The following is a 24,844-nucleotide window of genomic DNA, read 5'->3' as shown; positions in this document are numbered from 1 at the left end:
TTGATGTTGAGAAACAAACCGTACCCTTCAACATAAATTATTGAAAAAAAAGGGATTTGCTCTCTGAGTGCACGCACAGTAAAAAGAGTGCGGGGCATATTACACGGATTCCAAATCCGGAGTCAAGGTTAAATTTTGAAAGAAAGGAACTTCTGAAAATAAGCTTCCCCAATGACCGGAATCTTCCGTCTTCATGATTCCATCCGGGTAACCCCATCAATTCCCATTCCGGCAGAAACATCCATACCTGCCGGAAAGTCCGTATTTCAAAGAAAATTATTGATCATCAGTTTTATTTCCTTTCTGCGAAGAGGCTCTCCTGTCATGCAGAAACAACCGCACGCAATCTCTTTTTAATTACAGCGGATTTGGAATTCCCCAATCGAATTTGGAATTCGTTATTTTTAGACAGTTTAAAAAAACTTAAACTGTTTATTCGATTTCATGATTTCAGCCATTCTTCTTTGTTACAATCAGAAACGTTTTATCAAGGAACAGTTCCGGGCTATTTTAAAACAGGATTATCTAGGAGAATGGGAAATAATTATTTCGGACGATTTTTCTCAGGACGGTTCTTTTGAATGCCTGGAAGAAATGGTGGAAAAAGAGGGAGAAGGACGGCGTATTATTCTCCACCGTAACGAAAGCAACCGGGGAATTGCAGGGAATTTGCAATGTGCCGTTCATTTGTCCCGGGGGGAATGGATTATCAAGTTTGACGGCGATGACATCGCACGGGAAGACAGGATCTCCTCGTTGGCATCTCTGGCGGAAAAATATCCCGGTCATCTGGTTTACTGCCATTCTTATAATGAAATCGATGAAGATGGACAACCCGCTTATGGACGCATGTTGCCAGATTCAGATTCCGTCGTCGTCAAACCCTACAGGGAATGTATTTTTGACATTTCCCATGTTTACAGCTGTTTTGGCGGAAATGCCATGTACCACAGGTCTTTGTTCAGCGACTTCGAATATTTGCCTTCAGGGGCCGGCATTGCGGACGATACAATGCTGTCCATGCGCGCCTATTTGAAAAAATCAGGCATGGTCGCATCCGGCAAACGGTGTTCGTACTATCGGAGACACAACAGTAATATCTGCAATTTTAAGAGCGGGAACCCCAGGACAATCCTGATCAAGAGATCGGAATTCCTGATAACAACCTGGATAATGATCATGAAAGAGGTATACGGCAAGCATAAGTCCGGGGAAATAACATACCAGGCCGCCGATCGCCTGATGAGGCTGATTCAGGCGGAACAGAGAAGGCTCCTGCTCTTCCCCTATGCTTCATTCGATAACAGCCTTCTTACCAAACTCAAATGGTTTTGGAACATTCTGCAATGCAGGCCGAGGCTCTGGCTGGTCAGCATTCCAAGATTGCTCCCGTTTTGCCTGCTGCAAAGGTATTTGAATATTAAAGACCGGATAAAAAGTTTTCCTTTTTTTCACTAACAGCAGGGAACCTGCATAAAAAACAGGAAAAAAAAATAAACGTACCGTTATCCTGCTTCCCTCCATCATCGGGAAAACAAAAAAGCCGTTCCGCCGGACAGGCCTGCGCGGAACGGCCAGGAAAAGAAAACCTTGACAAGGTTAATACCTGTAAAAGTCCGGCTTGTAAGGACCTTCCACCGGAACGCCGATGTAGTCCGCCTGCTCCGGACGCAGGACAGTCAGCTTGCACCCTATCTTGGCGAGGTGCAGCCGCGCCACTTCCTCATCCAGCACCTTGGGCAGCACTTCCACGCCCACGGAACGGTCTTTACGGGTATTCCACAGTTCCAGCTGGGCCAGCACCTGGTTGGCGAAGCTGTTGGACATCACGAAGCTGGGATGACCCGTAGCGCAGCCCAGGTTGACCAGGCGGCCTTCCGCCAGAAGATACAGGCTGTTGCCGGACGGGAACGTGTAGCGGTCCACCTGCGGCTTGATGTTAAGATGCCTGATGCCGGGATACGTCTGGAGCTTGTGTACCTGGATTTCATTGTCGAAGTGGCCGATGTTGCAGACAATGGCCTGGTCCTTCATTTTTTCCATGTGTTCGATGCGGATGATGTTGCAGTTTCCCGTAGTGGTCACGTAAATATCCGCCCAGCCCAGCGTGTCTTCCACCGTCAGTACGCGGTAACCTTCCATGGCTGCCTGAAGAGCGCAGATGGGGTCTATTTCCGTCACGACCACCTGGGCTCCCATGCCGCGCAGGGACTGGGCGCAGCCTTTGCCTACGTCCCCGTAGCCGCAGACGACGGCCACCTTCCCGGCAACCATCACGTCCGTGGCCCGCTTGATGCCGTCCACAAGGGACTCACGGCAGCCGTACAGGTTGTCAAACTTGGACTTGGTTACGGAATCGTTTACGTTGATGGCCGGAATCAGCAGACGGCCGGCGGCCTGCATCTGGTACAGGCGGTGCACGCCGGTGGTCGTTTCCTCGGAAACGCCCTTCAGCTCGGGAAGCCAGCGATGGAAAATGCCCGGAGTCGCCGCGGCAATTTTTTTCAACAGGGCCTTGACGACTTCCTCTTCTTCCGATTCCGACGGGGTATCCACCCAGTCGGAGCCTTCCTCCATTTCATACCCGCGGTGGATAAGCAGGGTGGCGTCTCCGCCGTCGTCCACAATCAGCTGCGGCCCCAGCCCGTCCGGAAAGTTCATGGCCTTCCACGTGCAGTCCCAGTATTCCCGCAGCGTTTCCCCCTTCCAGGCGAAAACGGGGGTGCCGGATTTGGCGATGGCGGCGGCGGCGTGGTCCTGGGTGGAGAAAATGTTGCAGCTCGCCCAGCGGACGGAAGCGCCCAGAGCCGTCAGCGTTTCTATCAGCACGGCCGTCTGCACCGTCATGTGCAGGGAGCCCATGATGCGCACGCCCTCCAGGGGCCTGGCTGCAGCGTACTTTTCACGCACGGCCATCAGGCCGGGCATCTCATGCTCCGCAATATCCAGTTCCCTGCGTCCGAAATCCGCCAGGCCGATATCGCGCACCTTGTATTGTTCCGTTTCTGAAAACATGTCTGTAAGCGTTGTCGTAGGAATTAATGAAGAAGTTGTTTCAGGGAGGCCAGGCGCGTTTCGTCCAGCTGTTCCCAGGGCAGCTCCGGATTGGTGAAATGCCCGTAGTGCGTCGTCTTCCGGTAAATAGGCCGAAGCAGGTTCAGCTGTTCCACCATATCCGCAGGCTTGAAGGAAAAGATGTTTTCCAGCGCATTTTCAATGGATATTTCCTCCACCTTCCCGGTACCGAACGTATCCACCCGGATGGAAACCGGAGCGGGGTAGCCGATGGCGTAAGCCACCTGCAATTCACATTTATCCGCCAGTCCGGCAGCCACAATGTGCTTGGCAACCCAGCGGCACATATACGCGGCGGAACGGTCCACCTTGGACGGGTCTTTTCCGGAAAAGGCTCCGCCGCCGTGGCGCCCCATGCCGCCGTACGTGTCCACAATAATTTTGCGGCCCGTCAGGCCGGAATCCCCGTGGGGACCGCCCACGACGAATTTCCCGGTGGGGTTGATGAAATATTCCGTCCTCTCATCCAGAAGCTCCGCAGGAAGCACATTTTTAATGAGTTTGACGCAATATGAGTAAATCGTGTCATGGTCCACGTCTTCCGTGTGCTGGGTGGAAATAACTACGTTTTCAATATGCGCGGGACGCCCGTCTTCGTCATAGGCCACAGCCACCTGGGACTTGCAGTCCGGACGCAGCCAGTCCACATGCCCGCGTTTGCGCCTCCTGGCCAGCTCAATGAGCAGTTTGTGCGCAAACACGATGGGGGCCGGAAGCAGCTCCGGCGTCTCATTCGTTGCGAAGCCGAACATAATGCCCTGGTCTCCGGCGCCCTGCTCCGCATGGCCCTTGCCCTCCGCCTCCCGGGCATCCACCCCCTGGGCAATATCCGGGGACTGTTCCGTGAGCAGATTCGTGAAAAAGACGGTATCCGCATGGAAAACGTCGTCGTCCTGCCTGTTGCAGTACCCGATCTCCCGAATGGCCTGGCGGGCGATTTTTTCCGGATCGATCACCGCCTTGGTCGTCAGCTCTCCGGCAATAATGACCATATTGCTCTTCACCAACGTTTCACATGCAACGCGGCTAGTTTTGTCTTGAGCCAGGCAGGCGTCTAAAATAGAGTCGGAAATGTAGTCGGCCACCTTGTCCGGATGGCCTTCTCCAACGGATTCCGACGTAAAGATGTGAGGGGTGTTTCTGCTCATATCGATAAATCTCGATGTGTTGATATATTATTCCGCTATGAAGTCAACCCTAAAAACGCTCAAACTCCTGGCAGATCCCACCCGCCTGCGCATCATCAACGTTCTGAATGAAGAATCCCTGAGCGTCGCGGAACTTCAGGAAATTCTCGGCATGGGGCAAAGCCGCATCTCCACCCAGCTGGCCCAGCTCCGGCAGGAAGGGGTGGTGGAGGACGCCCGTTCCGGCAAAAATGTCTTTTACACTCTTTCCCTGGCAGGCGATCTGCACAACGTAGCCCTGAAAGCCTGCGAGGAATTGCCGGAGGCGGAAACGGACCAAAAAGCCCTTCAGGTTATCCTGGACAAGCGCAAAAACCGCACCCAGGCCTATTTTGACGAAGTAGTGTGCCGTCTGGGCAAGAACTACGCGCCAGGCCGTTCCTGGAAAGCGCTGGCCGGAGCACTGCTCCGCATTCTGAACTATGACGTAGTGGCGGACCTGGGAGCCGGGGAAGGTTTCGTTTCCCAGCTCATCTCCCCCAGCGCCAAACAGGTGATCGCCGTGGATAACTCCCCCAGCATGGTGGAGCTGGGGCAGGAGCTGGCGCGCAAACACGGGCTGGACAATCTGGAATACCGCCTGGGCGACATCGAAGCGCCGCCCATTAAACCCGGCACGGTGGATCTGGCCCTGCTCAGCCAGGCCCTGCACCATGCGCAAAAACCGTCCAGAGCGCTGGAAGCTGCGTGGGATATCCTGAAATCCGGCGGTTGCCTGGTGGTGCTGGATCTGCTCCAGCATGGACAGGAGGAAGCCCGTGAACTTTACGCGGACCGCTGGCTGGGCTTCACGCCCGCCGCCCTGGAAAGCATGCTGAAGGAAGCGGGATTCCGGAACATCCACACGGATATTGTGGACAGGGAGCCGGACCCGCCCCATTTCCAGACTCTGATGGCCGCCGCCTGGAAACCCTGACGTACAGCCGTCTTAATCCATTTTCCTTCCGGAATAGCCGGAGCGGACTTCCGGCATGCCTCCACAAGATTCCTCACGGTACCGGCATGCCATCCATGAAAAGCCGCTACATCCCGGAAACCCTGTCTTCCGGAGGCCTTTCCGCTGGAAAGGGGCGGCTTCCGGATTGCAGGGCTTCCCGCATTCCCCGGACAATATCCATCATCTGTCCTGCAGACAGCTCCTCCTTCCCCTCAATTTCCTCATCCACCATCGCTTTCATTTCCTCCAGCAGATGCTCCGATTCCAGACGGTAAGTAAGCAACACCCGGAACAGTTCCCTTCCGGCAGCCTGCAAAGGGACCGCAGGAAAATCCGCGACACTGTTCAAATCTTTTTCTTCAAAGGAATTCAGGAGCTTTGCATACCGCAGGAAAGCGCGCCTGAATTCCTCCGGGCATCCGTCCATATCCACTGAAGCCAAATACCGGCGGAAGGAAATCTCCGCCGCCAGATGCACGGCCTCATCCCCCGTGGATTCCGCCAGCCACGTTTCCTTTTGCTTCAGATGCACAAGCAGGAGGACCTTCCTCATGGCCTCCCTCTGTCTGCCCTTGGGGCCACTTTTCAGTTTGACCAGGTCCAAATCCAGATCCGCGGCATCGGGGCTCGCCACATCCTGGGCGGGAGACACACCCAGGGAAGCCGCCATTATGACAAACGGCAGCCACCTCCTCATGCATTCCCGAATATGGACCATTGCGGTCAGCCATTACATGAAAAACGCCGGAAAATCAACCCAAATCCAGCGCCTCCGACATGAAGAAAATCCATGCCGGAATGTTGTGCCCGCCCAGAGGAACACCCGGAACCGCAGATCATTCCGACATAAGCACCATCCCACCGTTTTCCAAGCGTTCCGGGCGGGAAAAGAAGGAAAAAACGATGTCCGCATCCGCACCCGGCTGTTAGCCGGGAAGGACGGCTTCATGCCAGCCGGAGAGATTGACGGACACACGGGCATATGAGAAAAAGCCGTCTATGCTATTCGCAGTAGTGATTTTCCTTTCCGTGGTCGTGCTCGGTGTCATTGCCGCGCTGCGTTTCACCAAAGGCATCATTCCCCTGCGCACCTACGAATCCCGGGAACTGCCCGGTTTCCCCGGCCCGGCTGGATTAATCCACCGCCTGGACGGTGCGGAAAAACGCCAGCGGAAACTGGAGAAAGCCCGGTTTCCCGGAGTGGATGAAAACGGATTCATCAGCCTTCCTCCGGCATGGGAAGGCAAGGTGACCGCAGGCCGGCTGGCCTGCGTAGCCCATACCTGGGCCATGAGCAGCCTGGTCCGGGAAGACCCGGAGGCGGCAAAAGCCCGCAAAACCGCCTCTGCGCGCGCCACGATGATTCCCTTTTTCACAGCTCTTATCCTGCTGGGAATGCTGGCGACCGGACTGTTGAAATTCCAGATCGCGCTGGCCATCGGGCTGGCCTGCTGGGCCTTTTTCACTTTCTCCGCCCTTCCCACCCAGTTCCGCGAATGGAAAGCGGCGGAAATAGCCAAGTCAGGGCTGAAGGAAGCCGGGCTGTGGCCCGTGCTGCCTTCGGATGCCATGGCTGTGGAACAATGCCTGAAAGCACTGTCATGGTGCCACGTGGCAGGCTTCCGGCGTATTTTGCCCAGATAGAGGGGGGGTCCTGGCGGTGAAGCGCATTTTTCCGGTTAAACCGGCCTTCGGGAGAAAAAAATCTTGAAACGGGGATGCGTGTAACCCACTCTTTCACCGTCGTCAACTTTTCCTTACCGCTTCCATCTCTCCATGAATGAGTCCGCAAACCCCATCCTCAAATATTTTTCGGAATTCAAAATCCTGAAAACCGTATCCAAGGATTTCTGGCTTACCAACGTCGTCCAGTTCTTCGACGGAATGGCCTATTTTTCCATGATTACGGTATTCGTCCTCTACCTGACGGACTATTGTAGCTTCAACGATGCGGACGCCGCCCTCTGGGTAGGCCTGTACACCCTTTTCATCTCCGCCTTCGTCTTCGCGGTGGGTTCCATCTGCGACATCATCGGCATACGGCGCACTTACCTGATCGGCTTCATCATCCTCATTGCCGGGCGCCTTATCATGGGCTTCGGTCCGGACCTCAGCCCGACCGTGGACTCCGGAAGGCTGGCCGTCATGGCGGGCATTCTGATTATGTCCTTCGGCACGGCGTTCATGTCCCCCGTCATCCAGACTTCCATCCGGCGCTTCACCCCGCTGAAAGCGCGTTCCACGGGCTTCAATATCTACTACCTGCTGATGAACATTTCCGCCGTCATTGCGAACGTGTTCCTGATTGAATTTTTCCGCAAGCACTTCGGCGCCGTGGACGGCGGGTACTGGATCATCAACTTCGGAACGCTGATGGTGTTGCTGGGCTGCATCACCACCCGTTTTATTAATGAAGACAACTACGCGGAACCCAGCGAACGGGAGGCGAACATCAATGCCCCCCTCCGCAGACCTCTCCAGCTCTTCATGGAGGTATGGAAGGAATCCGCCTTCCGCAAACTTATCCTCTTCCTGGTGCTGACCATGGGCGTGCGCATCGTTTTCACGCTGCAATTCCTGGTGATGCCCAAATACTACGTGCGGACGCTATATGACGATTTCGCCATAGGCTCCATCAATGCCGTCAACCCGGCCATCATTGTCTCCGGCCTCATCCTGCTCATTCCGGTGCTGGGCCGCTTCTCTACCGTTGGCCTCATGATTGCGGGCATGTCCATTTCCGCTTTCTCTCTCGTTTTCATGGCCATTCCCATTGAATGGTACTACCTGGTGCCCGGCATCGAAACGCGCTCCCAGGCGTATCTGGTAGCCATTGTGGCGCAGATCCTGGTATTCGCATTCGGGGAACTGCTCTTCTCTCCCCGCTTCTCCGAATATGTGGCGCGGGTAGCTCCGAAAGACAAAGTGGCTTCCTACATGTCTCTGGCGGCGCTTCCCATGTTCATCGCCAAACCCATTAATGGCATCATCGGCGGCCTGCTCGTCGCCTACCTCTGCTATGACGGCATCTGCGCCAAGATGGATACCGGGCACATCGGCTTCTGGGACTCCCCGGAATTCATGTGGACCATTTACCTGGCCATGGCCGTAATCAGCCCCATCGCCATTATCATGACCCGCAGGACCATCACCTCGGACCATCCCGAGGAAGACGCGGCATCGCCACCCATCAGCGCCATTGAAGCGGAAACGGATCCCGCCCTGACGGCGGAAGAACTTACGGAAGCCAACTCCTGACCTTACGAGACCATGAACCAGCACACGCGCAACATCATTGTGGATTCCCTCATCCTGGTAGCTTTCAGCTCCCTCCTCGGCGGTCTCAGCCTGTTGGTCTCCAAATCTTTCTCCGGAGATCCCAACCCGGCCCTGGACCTTATCACCGTAATGAAGAAAGCGGAGGCCAAAGAAGTCAACGCTTCCTCCGAACAGGAGGAGAAGGAAGCCCGAGTCAAGGGAATGAAGGAATTCGAACAAACCCTGAAGGAAGGGGAAGAACTGGCTGCGGCAGAAGGAAAGGCTTTTGTCAACATGACGGATCCCCATGGCAGAACTCCTGTCATGTGGGTATGCTACGCCAACTACAACAACATTGAGACCACGCTGAAGCTGGAAGCCACTCGGGCCCCCTATCTGGACCGGCTTCTGGAAGACCCCCGCGTGGAAATCGACCGGAAGGACAAGGACGGGTGGACCGCGCTGCACTGGGCTTCCTGGAGCGGGCTGGACCGCCTGTCCGACATGTTGATTGAAAGGAAAGCAGACATCAACAACCGGGAGGGCAACGGCTTTACGCCCCTCATGCTGGCAGCCATGCGCGGCAATTTCCAGGTGGCGGCCCTGCTGCTGGAAAAAGGAGCGGATATGACTGCCGTCAACAAATTCGGGAAAAACGCCCTTCAACTGGCGGAAGAAGGAGCTCTCGCTTATCAATCCAGCTTTGACCTCACCAAGACGGAAGTTTCCAAAGCCCCGGTGGATTCCTTCATCCGTGCTTATGAAAAGGCCGTGGCCGGCCTGCCGCCCGAACATGCCCCGGAATTCATGGAAGCCATGAAAAAAGCCGTGGGACGCCAGTCTTTCGTGGAAACAGGGTACGTCCTCCAGCTCATCACGCGCTCCCTGAGCTCCAAAAACCTGCTCACGGAAGAACAGTCCGGTAAATTCCGGGAGGAAATCACCGGAGCAATCGCGGAAAACTCCCGGATCATTGATGTCCGCGGCGTAGCTTTTGAACACACTGTGGACCTGCTCCGCAAAGCGGCGGAAAAATAACGGCCTTTCCTTCAGGGTTCAGACATCCGCCACTTTTGCTCTTGACGCTTTCACGGCTCCTTTCTAGGATTCGCGGCATACCATGGTTAGAGCATTGCGCACCGGCATCATGCTGCTCACCCTTCTGCTGGTCGTCGTAGGCGGAACGGGTATGGTTTCCGTGTGCCCGTGCCATGAAGAAATTTTCATTTTTTCCTGTTCCTGCCATCAGGATGCCGCCCCCTGCGAATGCCACGGGGACGATGTGCCCCGTACCGGCTCTTCCAGCCCTTTGGCCGGGCACCTCTGCGAACACCGGCAGCTGGAGATTAATGATCTGACGGTTCCCGTTCCTCATGCACCTCTGCCCCAGCCTTATGTCATCTGGCAGACATTGCCGGATTTCCACCATCTGGCCCGGCCTCTTCTTTTAACAAGCCAAACATCGGATTCCGCAACACCGGTTCCCCCTGACCCCTTCAGGAACACCGGTCCGACGCATGAAGGCTTTCAACTTCCCCTGCTGATTTAACGGCTCTTTTTCAGAAACGTCCTTAAGGGCGTTTCCTGCGGTACGCTGCCTTTAATACGGCGGCCGCTTTTATTTGTTTCCGCGGAATTATTCGCCGCATTGTCCAAACCTGATTGGAGCGAACTGTTTTTATTATCTTTTCCATCATGAAATCCACACCATTCTTCGCCGGAATAGGCCTGGCAGCCCTGCTTAGCTCATGCAGCGTCTACCACAGCGCGCCTATCGACCTGAACGCGGAGGAAGCCTCCTGGAAAGAGGCATCCCGCGTAGATTCCCCTACCTCAATCACTCAGAACCAGGCTCGCCAGATCGGCCTGGTCATGAATCCGGATCTGAACAAAGCCCGGCTGAAACTGGCTTCCAGCAATGAAGTAGCCAGGCAATCGGGCTGGTGGAACGATCCCTCCTTTTCCTGGGATATTGAACAAGTCCTCCAGGAAAATACGGTCAACATGTCCGGCAGCCTGGGCTTCACCATTCCCGTAACCGGCCTCCCCGCCCTGGAAAAAAAAGTGGCGGAACAATACAAGGAGGCCGACTTCTGGACCCTCCGCCAGGCTGAACTGGATTTTCTCAGTTCCCTGGACCAAGCATGGAGCCAACTGGCCGTTACCCAGCGCCGCAAGACGGTCATCCGGGAACGGCTGGATGCCATCCGACGGGAAAACGGCATGATTGAACAGCTTATCGGCGCGGGGGAAGTGGATTTTTCCTCTCGGCAGGTAGCCTCCCAGCGGATGAATGACGCTATCCGGGAACTCCAAACCGTGACGGAAACGGAATTGGAGCAGAAGATGGAACTCGTCAAGCTGATGGGCCTGCATCCTTCTGCGGTGCGGAAACTCGGTTTCCTGACGAAACAGAGTTTCCAGCTTCCCGCCGCCGTACCGGCTCCCGGCCCTTCAGCCTTGACCGCCTCTCCAAAAATCAAGGCACAACTGGCGACCTACGCCACCACGGAGACATTATTCAAAACGGAAATCCGCCGGCAGTACCCGGAACTGGAGCTCGGCCCCTCCTTCACCCGCGACGAAGGAGAAAAGGAAGTAGGCGGAGAAATAGGGTTCAATCTTCCCCTTTGGAACCGCAACCGCAAGGCTATTGCGGAAGCCCGAGGCACACGGGACTTGTCCAGACAGGAAACCATCCAGCTTTGGAAAACGGAATTATTCAACGCCCGCCAGCTTGACGCAAGCCAGCAGATGGCGCTCCGCCACTGCCGCACGGAACTCCAGCGCATGGAATCCTTCGCCGCCTCCGTCCGGACCATGGAAAAGCTGCACGGCATTGGGGAAGCATCCCTGCTGGAACTGGCGGAAAACCGCCACCAGCTTTACGAAAGCCGCCTGGCTTTCCTGGACAATCTGGACAAGCTTCTGGCCGTTCAGGCCCAGCTCCGCTACCTCACCCACGCCAACCTTTAATCCACATCAACCCTCCACCATCTTTAATGAATATGAAACATCTTTATTTTTCCATCATGCTGGGACTGGCTCCTGCTTTCTGTCTCCATTCCGCACGCGGAGAACAGCCTGCCCCTGCGGAACACAAACACGAGGACGGTTCCGCCTGCACAGCGGATCACGGCCATGACGACCATCAGCACAAGGCAGGGGAAATCTGTACTCAGGGCCACGCCCACGAAGAACACAGGCATGCGGACGGAGCCGTCTGCACAGGCGACCATGAACTGGAAGGTCACCAGCACGCGGAAGGGGAAGCATGCACGGGCGACCATGAACGCGAAGAGTCTGCGGAAAAAAATTCCAGCCAACCGGGGGACATGATTCCCGTGCATGTGGATGAAAAAGCGCGCCATTCTCTGGACATGCGCTTTGAGAAAGTGGAGGAAACCTCCCACGGAGCGGCGAAAACCCTTCACGGGCAGATGGTCATTCCTCCCCATGCGGTAACCACATACGCCCTTCCCGCCGCAGGGCGCGTGACATTCAACGTCAAATCCGCACAACAAGTGCGCAAAGGGGAACTGCTGTACACGCTGGCATCCCCGGATATTGTGGAAATGGAAGGAAACGCCTCCCAGGCCAGGGCCGCGCTGGACCGTGCCGCAGCAGAACTCGGAACCCTCAGGGAACGCCGGGCCCAGTTGGAAAAAATCGGCACCCGCAACAGCGAACTGAATACTTCCATCCAATTCAAAGAGGCGGAAATCCACAGCCTCCGGGCTGCCCTGAACGCCAGCAACAATAAATTGAAACTGGTGATGGAGTCCGGCGTATTGAAAAATAACCTTCTTTACATATACGCAGCGGCGGATGGTTCCGTTCAGTCCGTGAACATGACCCAAGGGGCCTGGGGAGAACAGGGCGCGCCTGCCCTCGTCATGACCAATAAAGGGGATCTGGAATTTACCACGACCATTTATGGGACGGATCCCGTCCATTATGCAAAAGCCCGGCTGGCCCTGACCAGCGGTAAAAACACGGAACTGCTGAACGGCTCCCTGAGGGTGGCCGAACAGGTAGATCCCGCCACCCAGTCCAGGGCCCTGTATTTTACCCCGGACCGCATACCGGAAGGGACGCATGCCGGCCAGCTGGCCCGGTTGGATCTGTACTCCCATGACGCCGCCGCGGAGGGCTTCATTCCCGTCCCCAACAGCGCCGTCGTCAAGGTAGGGGTGAACGACGTGGTTTTCATCAAGGCGGGAAACGACACATTTGTCATGAAAAAAGTGGAAACACTGCCTTCCCGTCAGGGAAAAACTCCCGTCAAGGGGCTGATGCCGGGACAGACCATCGTCACCAAGGGCGGGTATGAGTTGAAATACATCCTGCCCACCGGAGAGGCCGGAAGCAAAAAAGCAGCCGGACACTTCCACGCGGACGGCCAGTTCCACGAAGGAGAACACTAAACGATGTACAAAATAAAAGATTAAGGAACAAATACCCCGGATTCCCTTGAAATAAACCCTTGAATCTTAGGTATTCAGCAATCAGAATCCATGAACTTTCTCATTTCATTCTGCCTGAACAACAGGATTACTGTGATCCTGCTGACGATTGCGCTGGCAATCGTCAGCATTTTCGTGGTGAAGAACATTCCCGTGGACGTATTCCCGGAACTGAAGGTCCCGCGTGTCACCATCCAGACGGAAGCCCCCGGCCTTACTGCGGAAGAAGTGGAACAATACATCACCATTCCCATTGAGTCCGCCATGAACGGAACCGCCGGAGTCAAAGGCGTCCGCTCCTCCTCCGGCAGCGGGCTTTCCTTCGTATGGGTGGATTTCGACTGGAACAAAGATATCTACCAGGCCCGGCAGATTGTAACGGAACGTCTTGGAGCAGTCCGGGAATCCCTGCCGGAAGGGACATCCCCGGAGCTGGCCCCCATCGTCTCCATAACGGGGGAAATCATGCTCATCGCCCTGACTGGAGACAAGGATACCTCCCAGCTGGACATGAGGCAACTGGCGGAATACAAGCTGCGCACGCGCCTGCTGGCCATTCCCGGGGTGGGGCAGGTCACGGTGCTGGGCGGGCGTCTGCCGGAATACCAGGTGATTTATGATCCCAACAAGCTCAAACTGGCCGGGGTGGACCTTTCCAGCCTGAAAACGGCTATTCAGGAATCCCAATCTTCCGTCCCCGCAGGGTATCTGGAGGATGTAGCCGGGCAGGAACTCCCCATCCAGCAGGATACCCGCACAGCCAATATTGAACAGCTCAACCGCGCCCTGGTTCCGGACCATGCCTCCGGAATACTCCGGCTCCAGGATGTGGCGGAAGTCAAGATAGACGGTGCGCCGCGGCGGGGAGATGCCGGATTTATGGGGGAAGACGCCGTGGTGCTTTCCGTGCAGAAGGTGCCGGGAGCCAATACGCTGGCCCTGACACAGGCCGTGGATGCAGCCGTCAGGGAATTCAGCCAAAGCCAGCTTCCCAAGGGAATGAAACTGCACACCGCAGCCTATCGGCAGGCGGATTTCATTGAAATGTCCCTGGATAACGGCACGGAAACCCTCCTCATTGCCGGAGCGGTGGTCATGATCGTCATCTTCCTGACGCTGCTGAACCTTCGCACGGCCATCATCACGCTGATTTCCATGCCCCTGTCCATCCTGTTCGGGTTGATGATGTTCCCCGTCTTCGGGCTGGCCATCAACATCATGACCCTGGGCGGCCTTGCCGTAGCCGTGGGAGACGTGGTGGACAACGCCATTATTTTCGTGGAAATAGCCTGGAGGCACCTGAACAGGAACGCCGCCCTGCCGAAAGATAAGCGCAAGAGCAAGTATGAGGTTCTGATGAAAGCCAAGAGCGAAATCGTAGGCTCCATTTCCTTCTCCTCTGTCATCATCCTGCTGGTATTCACTCCGGTGCTCTTCCTGTCCGGTCTGGAAGGCCAGTTTTTCCGGCCCCTGGGGATCTCCTACATGCTGGCCCTGCTTTCTTCCCTTATTGTAGCTGTCACCATAACTCCGGTTCTCTGTTACATATGGTTCAAGAAAAGCAAAAACGCCGCTACTCTGGAAAGCGGGGATTCCTTCAGCTCCCGCCTCATTAAACGCATTTATGCCCCCATCCTGGAATTCTGCCTGCGCTTTTCCAAAACGGTCTGCGCCATCATGACGGCCATTACACTGCTGGCCCTGTGGCTGGGTTCCACGTTCGGAACCAGTTTCCTGCCGCCGTTCAACGAGGATTGCTACACAGTCTTCGTCAGCACGGTGCCGGGAACTTCCCTGGATGAAACGGAGCGCATCTCCCGGAAAGTGATGAAAGATATTGAACAGATTCCGGGGGTTCTCAGTGTCACCCAGCGCACGGGACGCGCGGAAAACGACGAACACGCAGAACCCGTCAGCGCCTCCGAGCTGCTCGTGCGCGTGGATCTGAAGAAAGACCAGAAAGAATTGCGCGCCGCCATCAAGAAATGCATTGACGGCATCCCCGGCACCAGCTCCATGATCGGCTATCCGCTGGCCCATCGCATCAGTTCCGCTCTGTCCGGCTCCAACTCGGAAATCGCCATCAACATTTACGGCACAGAGCTGCCCCAGCTCCGCCTGGCGGCCCGGAAAGCCAAGGAAATTCTGGAGAACATGCCGGAAGTGGCGGATGCACGCGCCAACCGGGAAATTATGGTGGATACCATTCGCGTGCAATACAATCAGGAAGCCCTGGCTTCCTACGGCCTGACCATGGCGAATGCTGCGGAACAGGTTTCCACGGCCATGAACGGACAAAAACTGGGAGAAGTCATCAAAAACCAGGACCATTGGAACATTGTCCTGCGCATTGACCCCAGACTTAAAACGTCCATGGAAGATGTCAAAAACCTGGAACTCATTTCCCCCAATAAAAAAACCGTGCGCCTGGACGACGTGGCACAGGTATACCGGGAGGAAGTTTCCAACCTCATCCTGAGGGACAACACCATGCGGAAAGCCATGATTTCCTGCAATCCCTCCCCCAATTCCAACCTGGGAGACCTTGCGAAAGCCTGTCGGGAACAATTGGACCCGGTAATGAACGCCATGGGCTGTACCGTGGACTATGACGGCACTATCAAAGCACGGGAATCCGCATCACAACGGCTTTACGTCCTGGGCGCCATCGTCATGGTGCTCATCGTGCTGCTCCTTTCCTCCGCACTGGGAAGCGTCCGGCGCGCCATGCTGACCCTGGTGAACATACCGCTGTGCCTGGTGGGCGGCATCGTAGCCGTCTTCCTTGCCTCCCCCGGTACGCTGTCCTCCCTGTTTGGAGGAACTTACATTCCTCCCATTCTTTCCGTGGCTTCCATTGTGGGATTCGTGACCGTCATCGGCTTCGCCATCCGCAGCGGCCTGATTCTGCTCAACAGGTACCGGGCCCTGGAACATCAGGGGATGGAACCCGCGGAAGCCATACGGGAGGGTTCTCTGGAACGCGTGGTCCCCATCATCATGACTTCCCTGACTACCGTGCTGGGGCTGCTCCCGCTGATCTGGGCCATTGACCAGCCCGGAGGCGAACTGCTCGGCCCCCTGGCCATCGTCCAGTTCGGCGGGCTGGTGACAGCCACCATCCTGAACCTGCTTATCATTCCGGCCACGGCCAAACTCTTCTCCCGCTGGATTGCCTCCCGGCGGAAGGAATTGAAAGCAACCTCCTGATTCATTCAGGACTTCGGCGGCGGAACCGGGGAGAGGATGAGCCCCGGTTCCGCTTTTTACAGCAACAGACATAACGAGTCCTTGCCTTGCAGGCCGATAAGGGGCACACATGGAGGTTCAAGCTTCACCTTCATGCCCAAACGGAAATCCACCAGAGAGCACCTGCTCAATACGGGTGCCATGATTGTCGGGGAATCCGGGCTGCGCGCCCTTACCGTTCGCGGCCTGTCCCTGCGGGCCGGCACCAATACAGGGAGCTTTGTCTATCACTTCGGCAACCGGGAAGCTTTTCTGACCGAGCTTCTGGAACGCTGGTACGAACCTCTGTTCACCGGCATCAGGACCCATGCCAACATTCATCTTCCGGCCTTTGAAAAACTGGAAGCCATCCTGGGAGACGTCATGGAGTTCCTGCTGCGTCACGGCCAATTCATTGCCCAGCTGGTTCTGGACGCCCTGGCAGGGGAACAGGCGGCCATCCGTTTCATTTCAGGAATCCATACGCGCCATCCCCTTGTGCTGCTGGAAACCATACGGGAAGCCCAGCAGGAAGGATCCGTGCTCATGGGAGACCCCATGAACATCCTCATTTACCTTGTCTGCTGCGGGGGAGCCCCCTTTATCCTTTCCGGACAGCTCCAAGTGCACGACCCCAAAGCAGCTCGGCCCGTTCTCGACTTGCTGGGTTCTATCCTCAATGATCCGGAAAGCGCCAGACAACGCATGACCTGGGCGCTCCGCGGCATACGGCGGGTCTGAGATTTCAGCAAAGGGGCAGACCGGAAAAACGCGTCGCCTCCCGGCCCCCTGCCGAACCAAAATATCGCCGCCCTTACACGCACGCTCCCTTCTTACCTCCGCCATTGGGGTCGATGAGGCGGACGGGGAGGCGGAGGAGGAGGATTATGGTGACGCCAGTCATTGCGGTACCTGTCCTTGTCGCGGTCATGCTGGACAGCCGCCCCAATAGCGGCGCCGGCAGCCAGCGCCCCCACACCGATGGCGGCGGCTCCGCCGGGCGTTACGGAACTGTTCCCGTAGCTGTCCGTCGTGCAGGACGGCATGAAAGAAAGCGTCATTCCCGCCAGGGGAAGAAGCCAGAATGATTTAATATGCCTGTTCATGAGATAAAAAATAAGGATTAACACCGGCAGCCCGGTTACATCCGGTAAGCGCGGAATCCCTTGATGATTTGTTTAAATATGTCACAGTCCTGAACGGAATTCCCGGAATCATAACAGCTACGCGCGCAGCAGGCTTTTCATTACCCCCCTGTTCCGGCGTTCCTGAATACGGAAATCCGCATGCACTGTAAAAAAACAGACATGCGGATGGAAAAAGCGTTCATCTTCCGGAAAACTTCGGAAACGCCCGCATGGATTATTTCTGTTCTACTGCGGGCTCAATACGAACGGGACTCTGAATATCAAACAGGCTCTTGCGCAGCAGGTAGCCTCCGCTCTGCAAGGCAAATGCACTGGACGGAAATTTCTCCGCCAGTTCACGGTAAAAGGCGCCTGCGGCGGCATTGTCTTTCTTAGCCCGGGCAATGTCCCCCAGGCACATGGTGGCAAAACCGGAAAAAGTAGGATCTCCCGCATCCACCACGGAACGGAACAGCCCTTCCGCCTCATCCGCTTTCCCCCGGTTCATCAGACGGCAGGCCAGGGTAACGGAAGCCTGGGCTTTCCATTCCTCCGTGGGAGCGGAATCAATAAAAGCTTTCATTTTGGCCACGCCTTCATCCTCCTTGCCGGCGTTCCACAAGGCAATGGCCTGAAGGTAAGAGGCGGTGACGGCGGCGCGGGAACTGTCAAAGTCAGCCACTACCTGCTGAAGCCCCTGTTCGTCCAGGGAAATTTCCCCGGTTGCCGGGGATTCCGGCATAGCGGCCACCAGAGCGGCGCCTGCCTTTCTTTCCATGGAATCCTGCACGCCATTATAAATAATCCATCCGGCAGCCCCAAGGACGCATAGCAACACAACCAGCGCAACCTTGCCGTAATGTTCATCCAAAAACTGTTCATGCTTGGCCGGGCCGACGGAAATTTCCGCAAACGCACTTCCGTCGCCCATCGGCATATTGTCCATGGCCCGTTTAATATCCTTGATATCCATAATATGTTGAAGAGGTTTCTACCGTGTTGTCCCAACCAAATCAATCAGCTTTTTACTTATCTTCGCCATGTTCCAAAAGCTGCAGGGAATCCTTCAGTCCCAGATTCCTGTAGATCTCCCGCGTTGCCCGGCTCTGGTTAAGCGTATAAAAATGAATGCCGTCCACATCGGAATCCAACAGTTCGGCACACTGGCTGGAGGCGTATTGGATGCCTACTTCCTGAATAGCGTCCGGATTGGAACCCGCACGCTTCAGCGCCTTGAGCAGCCTGGCCGGAAAACAGGTGCCTCCGGAAAGCTCTGCCATGCGGTTCATGCCGGACAGGCTGGTCACAGGCATAATTCCCGCCAGGATAGGCACCTTGATGCCGGCCAGCAGACAGCGTTCCCGGTAATCCAGAAAAGAATGATTGTCAAAAAACAGCTGGGTGCAGATATAATCCGCGCCGGCATCCACCTTGGCTTTCAGGAAATCCATCTCGCGCAGGCGGTTGGGAGTGGCCGGATGACCTTCCGGGAAGCCGGCCACGCCTATGGCGAATCCATCCGGATCCGGGTGACGGCCGGATTCATTATATTCACGGATAAACGTCACCAGATCCGCCGCATGGCGAAAAACATCCGCATCGCGGTTGTAATCCTTCGCTCCCCGGGGAGGATCTCCCCGAAGTGCAAGAACGGCCCGCACTCCAGCCCGGGCGTATTGGTCCAGGATATTCCATACCTCCTCCCGGCTATGCCCTACGCAAGTAAGGTGGGGAACCGTAGGAATACGGGATTCATGCTGGATGCGCAACACCACCTCGCGGGTAAGCTCGCGGGTGGAGCCCCCTGCACCATACGTCACGCTGACGAAACTGGGGCGGTAAGGCTCCAGTTCACGGATAGTCTGGTACAAGGCCGACGCTGCCTGCTCGTTTTTGGGCGGGAAAAATTCAAAGGACAGGCTGGGACCGGCGCCCGATTGCAATCTTTCTCTCAGGTGCACTTCTCTTTACTTGGCTTGGCTAAATACGGACCCGCATCACGGCTCCATGGGAATCATCACCGGTTTGGGAGCTTCCACGGGGACGGGGGCGGAGGGAGAAGCCATACCGGACTTGTCTTCTTCCGTCATGTTTTCCTGCCAGCTCGCAGGCGGAACAATGACTTCATCCCCCGGCTTGATGGGTTCCTTGTCATTATTATCAAAAAGCGTATTACGCTTCACGTAAGACTGGAACACCTTCCCGTCCGGGTCAACTCCGTCGATAATCAGGGATACAAAAATGCTCCCGCGTCTGCGGATTCCCAGTTCCTGCCCCACTTTCAAGTCAGGCTGGCCGATGGACTGGAACAGGACCAGGTTGGCGTCACGGTAGTATTCCGTCACACGGCCCACCTGCTCCGCATCCTTGATTTCATTAAGCCATTGCAGCCGGGGATCTCCCTTTTCCATATTCTGGCGTTCCAACAAATCGCGTTCTTCTTCCGCCAGAGCATGGCGCTTCTTCAGTTCTTCATTCTCCTTCTTCATCCGTTCCAGCTCCGCCGAAACATGAGCCAGTTCCTCGCTCACTACAGGATCCGCCACCACCACCGGCTGAACGGCGGAAGCAGGAGCCTGCGTGGGCATCGGAAGATACGGGGAGGGATTGACAGGTGCCGGAGCGGAGGCCATCTGCTGCTGTTGCTGAATCACATCCATTCTTGAAGAAATATTCACATAAATCATTCCCAGAACAGCCAGCACCACCACCAGAAACGCCAGGATAAGAATGCGGAAATTACTCATGTCGTCAAACGGTAGAGAAATTATCAAACGTAATTAATAGGAATAATTGAGATAGAACTGGAATTGTCCTCCGCGGTCAATGGCGTTGTTCTTCTGAATCGGAATGGCATAGTCCACTGCCAGCGGACCGATGGGCAGGTTCAGGCGCAGGCCGATCCCGTAGTCGGAAACTATTTTGGACGTGCTGAAGTCAAAAGAATCTCCGTTGACAAAACCGATGTCATAAAACACCGCGACGCGCACTTCTTCAATCACAGGAATGGAATATTCAAACTGGCAGAAGAAGGAGGAACGGCCGCCCATCGTCTCATCACCGCTCAGGGCGGGATTGTACGGCGCCACGTCCCGGAAACGGAAACCGCGCATGTTGTATGGCCCGCCGAGGTAGAGGCGCTCAAAAATGGGCACATCGTGGTTGCCATAGGAATCCACGGTAGCCGCACCGGCATTGATGCTGAAAATGGTGTCTCCGCGCAAATTCCAGTAATAGGAGCCATTCACGCCGAAATTGTATGTATGCACATCGCCGCCCAGGCCGGAATAACCGGCCAGCACTTCAAATTTGCCTCCCTTGCGGGGAAAAATCTGCGCGTCGCGGGTATCAATGGTGTAGGAAAGTTCCACATGGCTGCGCAGGTAGTCTCCGTCCTGTTGCCAGAAGAAGATAGGGGCGTTCCCTTCGGCGTCAATACGGTACTGTTCCAGGCGGTATTCCAGTTTCACGTAATCCAGTTCCCCGATCGGCTTGCGGAGAGAAATGGCAAAGCCATAGTTCTGCTGGTCGTAATAATCGGAAAAATATGTGGAATTGCTGTAGAAGATTTCCGTCCCGAAGGCCAGCTTGCGGTGCAGGAACCACGGATCCACCCAGGAAATACTGGCATCCTGCGTTTCAAAACCGACACGGGCGTTAATCGCGAAACGCTGGCCGCCGCCCACGAAAGAGGACCAGTCATACATGTCAAAATTGGACTGGGTGATGCCTGCGAACAGGTAAACGCTTTCAATAGAGGAAAATGCCACGCCGATATTCAGGGACCCCGTACGTTTTTCCGCCACCTCGATATTGATATCACGGTAGCCGGGTCGCGTGGATCCCACCTGGGCTACGTCCACCATGTCAAAATAGTTCAGGTTCTGGAGGCGCTTCTGGGCGGTATCCAAATCCACGGCGTTCATGGGGTCATTGGACTGGAGGGGAAGTTCCTGGCGGATGACGTAATCCTTCGTGCGGTTATTCCCGGTCAGGCGGATATTGCCTACGCGGTAGGGATTGCCTTCCGTCACATGGTACACGATGTTGATTTGTCCGTAACCTGTCTTGGGATCAACGCCCACTTCCTGAATGTCCGGACGCACGGAGGCGTCCGCATACCCCCGGGAACCGTAATAACGGCGGATCATCGTCACGTCGTCGGCCACTTTCTGGGCGGAATAGGTATCCCCGTTGTACATGCTCAGGCCAGGAATCAGTTCCTGGGCCGTAAACACCTTGGTGGGGCCGAAGGCAACCTGGTTGACCTTGTAGCGGCGCCCCTCGGTAAGGGTAATTCTCATCGTCAGCTTCTGCTCATTGCCTTTGCCGGCGTCAAAATATTCCACCTTGTCCAGCTTGACGCGCAGATAACCTTTATTGCGGTAATAAGTCACCAATTCCGCCAGATCGTCCTCCACTTGTTCACGGTCAATGCGTCCGGATTTGGTAATCCAGGTCAACCAGCCCTTCTCCTTGGTTTTCATCACCTGTCGGAGATCCTTGGCGCTGATGTGTTCATTGCCCACAAAGTCAATCTTGATAATATTGGCCTTTTTTCCTTCGTTAATGTCGAAGACCACATCCACAAAGCCGGGCCGTTCCGTTTTCTGGTAAAAATAGGAAACACGTACATCCGGATACCGGGCTTCCTGGTAATAAGTGCGCAGCTTGGCAATAGCGCTGCTCAGGGCCTTGTCGCTGAGAGCTTCCCCCCCCTTCAGCCCGCATTCCTCGGAGAGGTCCCTGTTGTCGAACGCGGTATTGCCGCGGAACCCCACGCCGCCCAGCAGATTCTGGGCCGCCATTTCAAACACCACCGCCACGCCGTCGCCGGAAGGCTCCACGGCTACTGTTGTATTGCCGCCTACCAGACCGCTTTCCAACAACCGTTCCAAGTCCTTGTTGACCACTTCCGGGGAATAACTGGTGCCCGGCTGCGTAGCCAGCAAATTTTTCAGACGGTCTTCGGACACGGTCTTGCCGGTGCTTCTGTACCGCACGGAAACGCTCTTCACAGGCCGCCCCTCATACGCCTGGTCACCGGGAAGAAGCCCCGTGCCCGGCCCCAGTTCCCGCATTACCTGTTCCGGAGTCATCACGGAACCATAGGCGCCTCTGTTAAGGGAAGTTTCATCCTGGGCCAAAACAGCCGAACATGCTATCAAGGGAAAGGAAACATACAAAAAAACGGGACGAATCATGAGCGCTGAACTTAATGCTTGGGATATAAAGGACTTTTCCTCTTGCATAGTCAAGACGTGATTCCGCGTAGAACACAGTTGCCCCGTATTCTATTACATCGCGTGCGCGTGCGCGCTTAGGAGGGCAATTGTGTCATTCCTGTGCAATAGCTTGCACTCCAGATACCCTCTCATTAAAGTTATCGCCGCTCGTGTTTTGACCGCTGCCGCCATCCCGGAGCTGAAACAGAACCACTTTCAATTAACACTGACCGTATTATTTATGGAAATCAACGTTGATATTCAACCGGACTGCACAGCCACGCTGAAAGCTTCCATCCCTGCAGAAACCACGGCTGCGCGCCGCGCCTCCATTGTAGATTCCTATGCCGCCAAAGCCAAGCTTCCCGGCTTCCGCCCCGGCAAAACACCCAAGTCCATCATTGAAAAGCGCTTCAAGAAAGAAATGGAAGAAGAACTGCTGGACACCCTTTTTGAAACGGCCTGCTCCACCGCTCTGGAAGAAAACCCCAAATTGAAAGTGCTCAGCTTCGGAAAGCCGGAACAATCTCTGGATGACCAGGGCAACTACACCGCTACCAGCACGATGACCGTGGTTCCCGAATTTGAATTGCCGGAATACAAAGGCATCGAAGTCAAGGTTCCCTCTTCCGAAGTAACGGAAGCAGACGTAGAGGAAGCTCTGAACTCCCTGGCTGAACAAATCGCGGAATTCACCCCTGTGGACCGCGCCGCCCAAAAAGACGACGTGGCGATTATCGACTTCAAAACCACGTTGGACGGCAAGCCCGTAGCGGAAGCCGTAGGCAAACCCGTAGGCTTCCTGGAAGGCCGTGACGGCCAGTGGATGAAGGTGGAAGACGATCAATTCCTGCCCGGCTTCGCCTCCGCCCTGGAAGGCCTGAATGCCGGTGACAGCAAGGATATCACCGTCACCATTCCGGATACCTTCCCAATTACGGAACTGCGCGGCAAGGAACTCGTATTCCATGCCACTGTGAAAGAAGTACGGGAAAAACAGCTTCCGGCCATGGATGATGCTTTTGCGGAAAAAGTTCTTCCCGGCAAAAACCTGGAAGAATTGAAAACCGCCCTGAAGGAAAACCTGGCCCAGCGCAAAGCCATGCAAATTGATGAGGCCAAGGCCGATCAGATCACGGAAAAGCTGGCGGACATGCTTGACTTCAACCTTCCGGAAGCCGTCGTAGAACGTGAAGTGTACGGCATCCTCCAGCAGAAAATGCAGCAGGCCATGTACAGCGGAAACGCCCCGGCGGACATGGATAAGTTTGTGGAGGAAGCCCGGGAAGAAGCCAAACAGGAGGCCAAGCGCAACCTTAAGGTCTTCTTCATGCTTCAGGAAGTGGCGCAGGTGGAAAAAATTGCCGTCACGGAAATGGAGCTTTACAACGAAGTGGCCCGCCAGGCCCGCCAGCAGAAAAAGAACCTCAAATCCTACATTCGCGAACTCCAGCGCGAAGGCCGCGTGCATGGCATCAGAATGAGCCTGCTGACAGCCAAGGTTCTGGACTTCCTGACAAAAGAGGCCAAAGTAACGGTAGACGAGCAGTAACCCCTCCTCTGCACAAAACACCTTACCAGGGGGAGTTGGCGCACACATGCCCGACTCCCCCGTTTTGCATCTTTCGGACGGGTAACGTACATTGAAAAAACAACATCCAATCTTCCATAAACATGTTTCAAGACCAATCTTCCAAATCAACCCCCGCAAACTCCTATTATGTGCCCATGGTGGTGGAGCAGGACGGCCGCGGCGAACGAGCCTTTGACATTTACTCCCGTCTCCTGAAAGACCGCGTTATCTTCATCGGCTCCGCTATTGACGACGATGTGGCGAATTCCGTCATTGCCCAGCTTCTGTTCCTTCAGATGGCTGACCCGAAAAAAGACATCCACGTCTACATCAACTCCCCCGGAGGATCCGTCACGGCGGGTCTCGCAATTTACGATACGATGCAATTCGTCTCTTGTGACGTAAATACATATTGCCTGGGCATAGCGGCCTCCATGGGTTCCGTCCTTCTGGCTGCGGGAACTCCCGGCAAACGCTTCTGCCTGCCGAACTCCCACGTAATGATTCACCAGGTTTCCGGAGGTGCCCAGGGAACCGCTTCAGATGTGGAACGCACCATCGGCTTCATGTTCAACCTCAAAAAACGCCTCAACGGCATTCTGGCCAAACATACCGGTAAAACGGAAAAGCAAATTGAAAAGGATGCTGACCGCGACAACTACATGACTGCCGAGGAAGCCGTGGCCTACGGCCTGGTGGATAAAGTTCTGGCGCATCACTCTGATGACCAGGGCGACAAGAAAAAAACCAAGGCCTGACCCTTTCCCT

General features: G+C 55.5%; 20 protein-coding genes. 12 read left to right on the top strand and 8 right to left on the bottom strand.

Features of this window, described 5'->3' with window-relative positions:
• Positions 1-444: 444 nt before the first annotated feature.
• Positions 445-1,458, top strand: a complete 1,014-nt coding sequence (locus AMUC_RS05730) for a glycosyltransferase (protein ID WP_012420111.1) — start codon at positions 445-447, stop codon at positions 1,456-1,458.
• 141 nt (positions 1,459-1,599) lie between these two features.
• On the opposite strand, the gene ahcY is transcribed toward AMUC_RS05730, so the two are convergent.
• The gene (gene ahcY, locus AMUC_RS05725) at positions 1,600-3,015 is read right to left on the bottom strand and encodes an adenosylhomocysteinase (RefSeq protein ID WP_012420110.1); all 1,416 of its coding nucleotides are present in this window, start codon (positions 3,013-3,015) and stop codon (positions 1,600-1,602) included.
• Positions 3,016-3,038: 23 nt separating this feature from the next.
• Positions 3,039-4,223, bottom strand: coding sequence for a methionine adenosyltransferase (gene metK / locus AMUC_RS05720; protein ID WP_012420109.1), 1,185 nt, complete (start codon positions 4,221-4,223; stop codon positions 3,039-3,041).
• Positions 4,224-4,260: 37 nt separating this feature from the next.
• Between metK and AMUC_RS05715 the strand changes: the two genes are divergently transcribed.
• Positions 4,261-5,178: an ArsR/SmtB family transcription factor gene (locus AMUC_RS05715; protein WP_012420108.1), complete on the top strand. Its 918-nt coding sequence runs from the start codon at positions 4,261-4,263 to the stop codon at positions 5,176-5,178.
• 106 nt (positions 5,179-5,284) lie between these two features.
• Here the strand turns inward: AMUC_RS05715 and AMUC_RS05710 are convergent, their stop codons facing one another.
• Positions 5,285-5,896: a hypothetical protein gene (locus AMUC_RS05710; protein ID WP_143245856.1), complete on the bottom strand. Its 612-nt coding sequence runs from the start codon at positions 5,894-5,896 to the stop codon at positions 5,285-5,287.
• A gap of 302 nt (positions 5,897-6,198) precedes the next feature.
• Between AMUC_RS05710 and AMUC_RS05700 the strand changes: the two genes are divergently transcribed.
• The 8 genes from AMUC_RS05700 (at position 6,199) to AMUC_RS05665 (ending at position 16,892) form a co-directional block, all read left to right on the top strand.
• Positions 6,199-6,843 carry a hypothetical protein gene (locus tag AMUC_RS05700; protein ID WP_012420106.1) on the top strand — a complete coding sequence of 215 codons (645 nt, stop codon included), beginning with the start codon at positions 6,199-6,201 and terminating at the stop codon, positions 6,841-6,843.
• 132 nt (positions 6,844-6,975) lie between these two features.
• Positions 6,976-8,457 (top strand): MFS transporter, encoded by a 1,482-nt coding sequence (locus AMUC_RS05695; protein WP_012420105.1) that lies wholly within the window; start codon positions 6,976-6,978, stop codon positions 8,455-8,457.
• A gap of 12 nt (positions 8,458-8,469) precedes the next feature.
• The gene (locus AMUC_RS05690) at positions 8,470-9,495 is read left to right on the top strand and encodes an ankyrin repeat domain-containing protein (protein WP_012420104.1); all 1,026 of its coding nucleotides are present in this window, start codon (positions 8,470-8,472) and stop codon (positions 9,493-9,495) included.
• Positions 9,496-9,577: 82 nt separating this feature from the next.
• On the top strand, positions 9,578-10,006 hold the full coding sequence (locus AMUC_RS05685; protein WP_012420103.1) for a hypothetical protein: 429 nt from the start codon (positions 9,578-9,580) through the stop codon (positions 10,004-10,006).
• 146 nt (positions 10,007-10,152) lie between these two features.
• Positions 10,153-11,433, top strand: a complete 1,281-nt coding sequence (locus AMUC_RS05680; RefSeq protein WP_012420102.1) for a TolC family protein — start codon at positions 10,153-10,155, stop codon at positions 11,431-11,433.
• Between the two features lie 32 nt (positions 11,434-11,465).
• Positions 11,466-12,884 carry an efflux RND transporter periplasmic adaptor subunit gene (locus tag AMUC_RS05675; protein ID WP_143245855.1) on the top strand — a complete coding sequence of 473 codons (1,419 nt, stop codon included), beginning with the start codon at positions 11,466-11,468 and terminating at the stop codon, positions 12,882-12,884.
• 90 nt (positions 12,885-12,974) lie between these two features.
• Positions 12,975-16,133 (top strand): efflux RND transporter permease subunit, encoded by a 3,159-nt coding sequence (locus AMUC_RS05670; RefSeq protein WP_012420100.1) that lies wholly within the window; start codon positions 12,975-12,977, stop codon positions 16,131-16,133.
• Between the two features lie 132 nt (positions 16,134-16,265).
• Positions 16,266-16,892 carry a TetR/AcrR family transcriptional regulator gene (locus tag AMUC_RS05665; protein ID WP_012420099.1) on the top strand — a complete coding sequence of 209 codons (627 nt, stop codon included), beginning with the start codon at positions 16,266-16,268 and terminating at the stop codon, positions 16,890-16,892.
• Between the two features lie 92 nt (positions 16,893-16,984).
• Here AMUC_RS05665 and AMUC_RS05660 read toward each other — a convergent pair whose 3' ends face one another.
• The 5 genes from AMUC_RS05660 to bamA all read right to left on the bottom strand — a co-directional run bounded on the left by AMUC_RS05660 (position 16,985) and on the right by bamA (position 22,482).
• Positions 16,985-17,257 (bottom strand): hypothetical protein, encoded by a 273-nt coding sequence (locus AMUC_RS05660; RefSeq protein WP_012420098.1) that lies wholly within the window; start codon positions 17,255-17,257, stop codon positions 16,985-16,987.
• A 256-nt stretch (positions 17,258-17,513) separates the two neighbouring features.
• Positions 17,514-18,251 carry a tetratricopeptide repeat protein gene (locus AMUC_RS05655; RefSeq protein ID WP_012420097.1) on the bottom strand — a complete coding sequence of 246 codons (738 nt, stop codon included), beginning with the start codon at positions 18,249-18,251 and terminating at the stop codon, positions 17,514-17,516.
• 52 nt (positions 18,252-18,303) lie between these two features.
• Complete coding sequence (metF, locus tag AMUC_RS05650) at positions 18,304-19,239, bottom strand: methylenetetrahydrofolate reductase [NAD(P)H] (protein WP_012420096.1); 936 nt, start codon at positions 19,237-19,239, stop codon at positions 18,304-18,306.
• Between the two features lie 36 nt (positions 19,240-19,275).
• Positions 19,276-20,025: a cell division protein ZapB gene (locus tag AMUC_RS05645; RefSeq protein ID WP_012420095.1), complete on the bottom strand. Its 750-nt coding sequence runs from the start codon at positions 20,023-20,025 to the stop codon at positions 19,276-19,278.
• 33 nt (positions 20,026-20,058) lie between these two features.
• On the bottom strand, positions 20,059-22,482 hold the full coding sequence (bamA, locus tag AMUC_RS05640) for an outer membrane protein assembly factor BamA (RefSeq protein WP_012420094.1): 2,424 nt from the start codon (positions 22,480-22,482) through the stop codon (positions 20,059-20,061).
• 262 nt (positions 22,483-22,744) lie between these two features.
• On the opposite strand from bamA, the gene tig reads away from it, so the two are divergent.
• Positions 22,745-24,055 (top strand): trigger factor, encoded by a 1,311-nt coding sequence (gene tig, locus AMUC_RS05635; protein ID WP_012420093.1) that lies wholly within the window; start codon positions 22,745-22,747, stop codon positions 24,053-24,055.
• Positions 24,056-24,177: 122 nt separating this feature from the next.
• Positions 24,178-24,834, top strand: a complete 657-nt coding sequence (locus tag AMUC_RS05630) for an ATP-dependent Clp protease proteolytic subunit (RefSeq protein WP_012420092.1) — start codon at positions 24,178-24,180, stop codon at positions 24,832-24,834.
• Positions 24,835-24,844 lie beyond the last annotated feature (10 nt).

This window comes from Akkermansia muciniphila ATCC BAA-835 (assembly GCF_000020225.1).
GTDB lineage: Bacteria > Verrucomicrobiota > Verrucomicrobiia > Verrucomicrobiales > Akkermansiaceae > Akkermansia > Akkermansia muciniphila.
The sequence above is the reverse complement of the archived record's forward strand: the minus strand, read 5'-3'. Positions and strand labels throughout refer to the sequence as shown.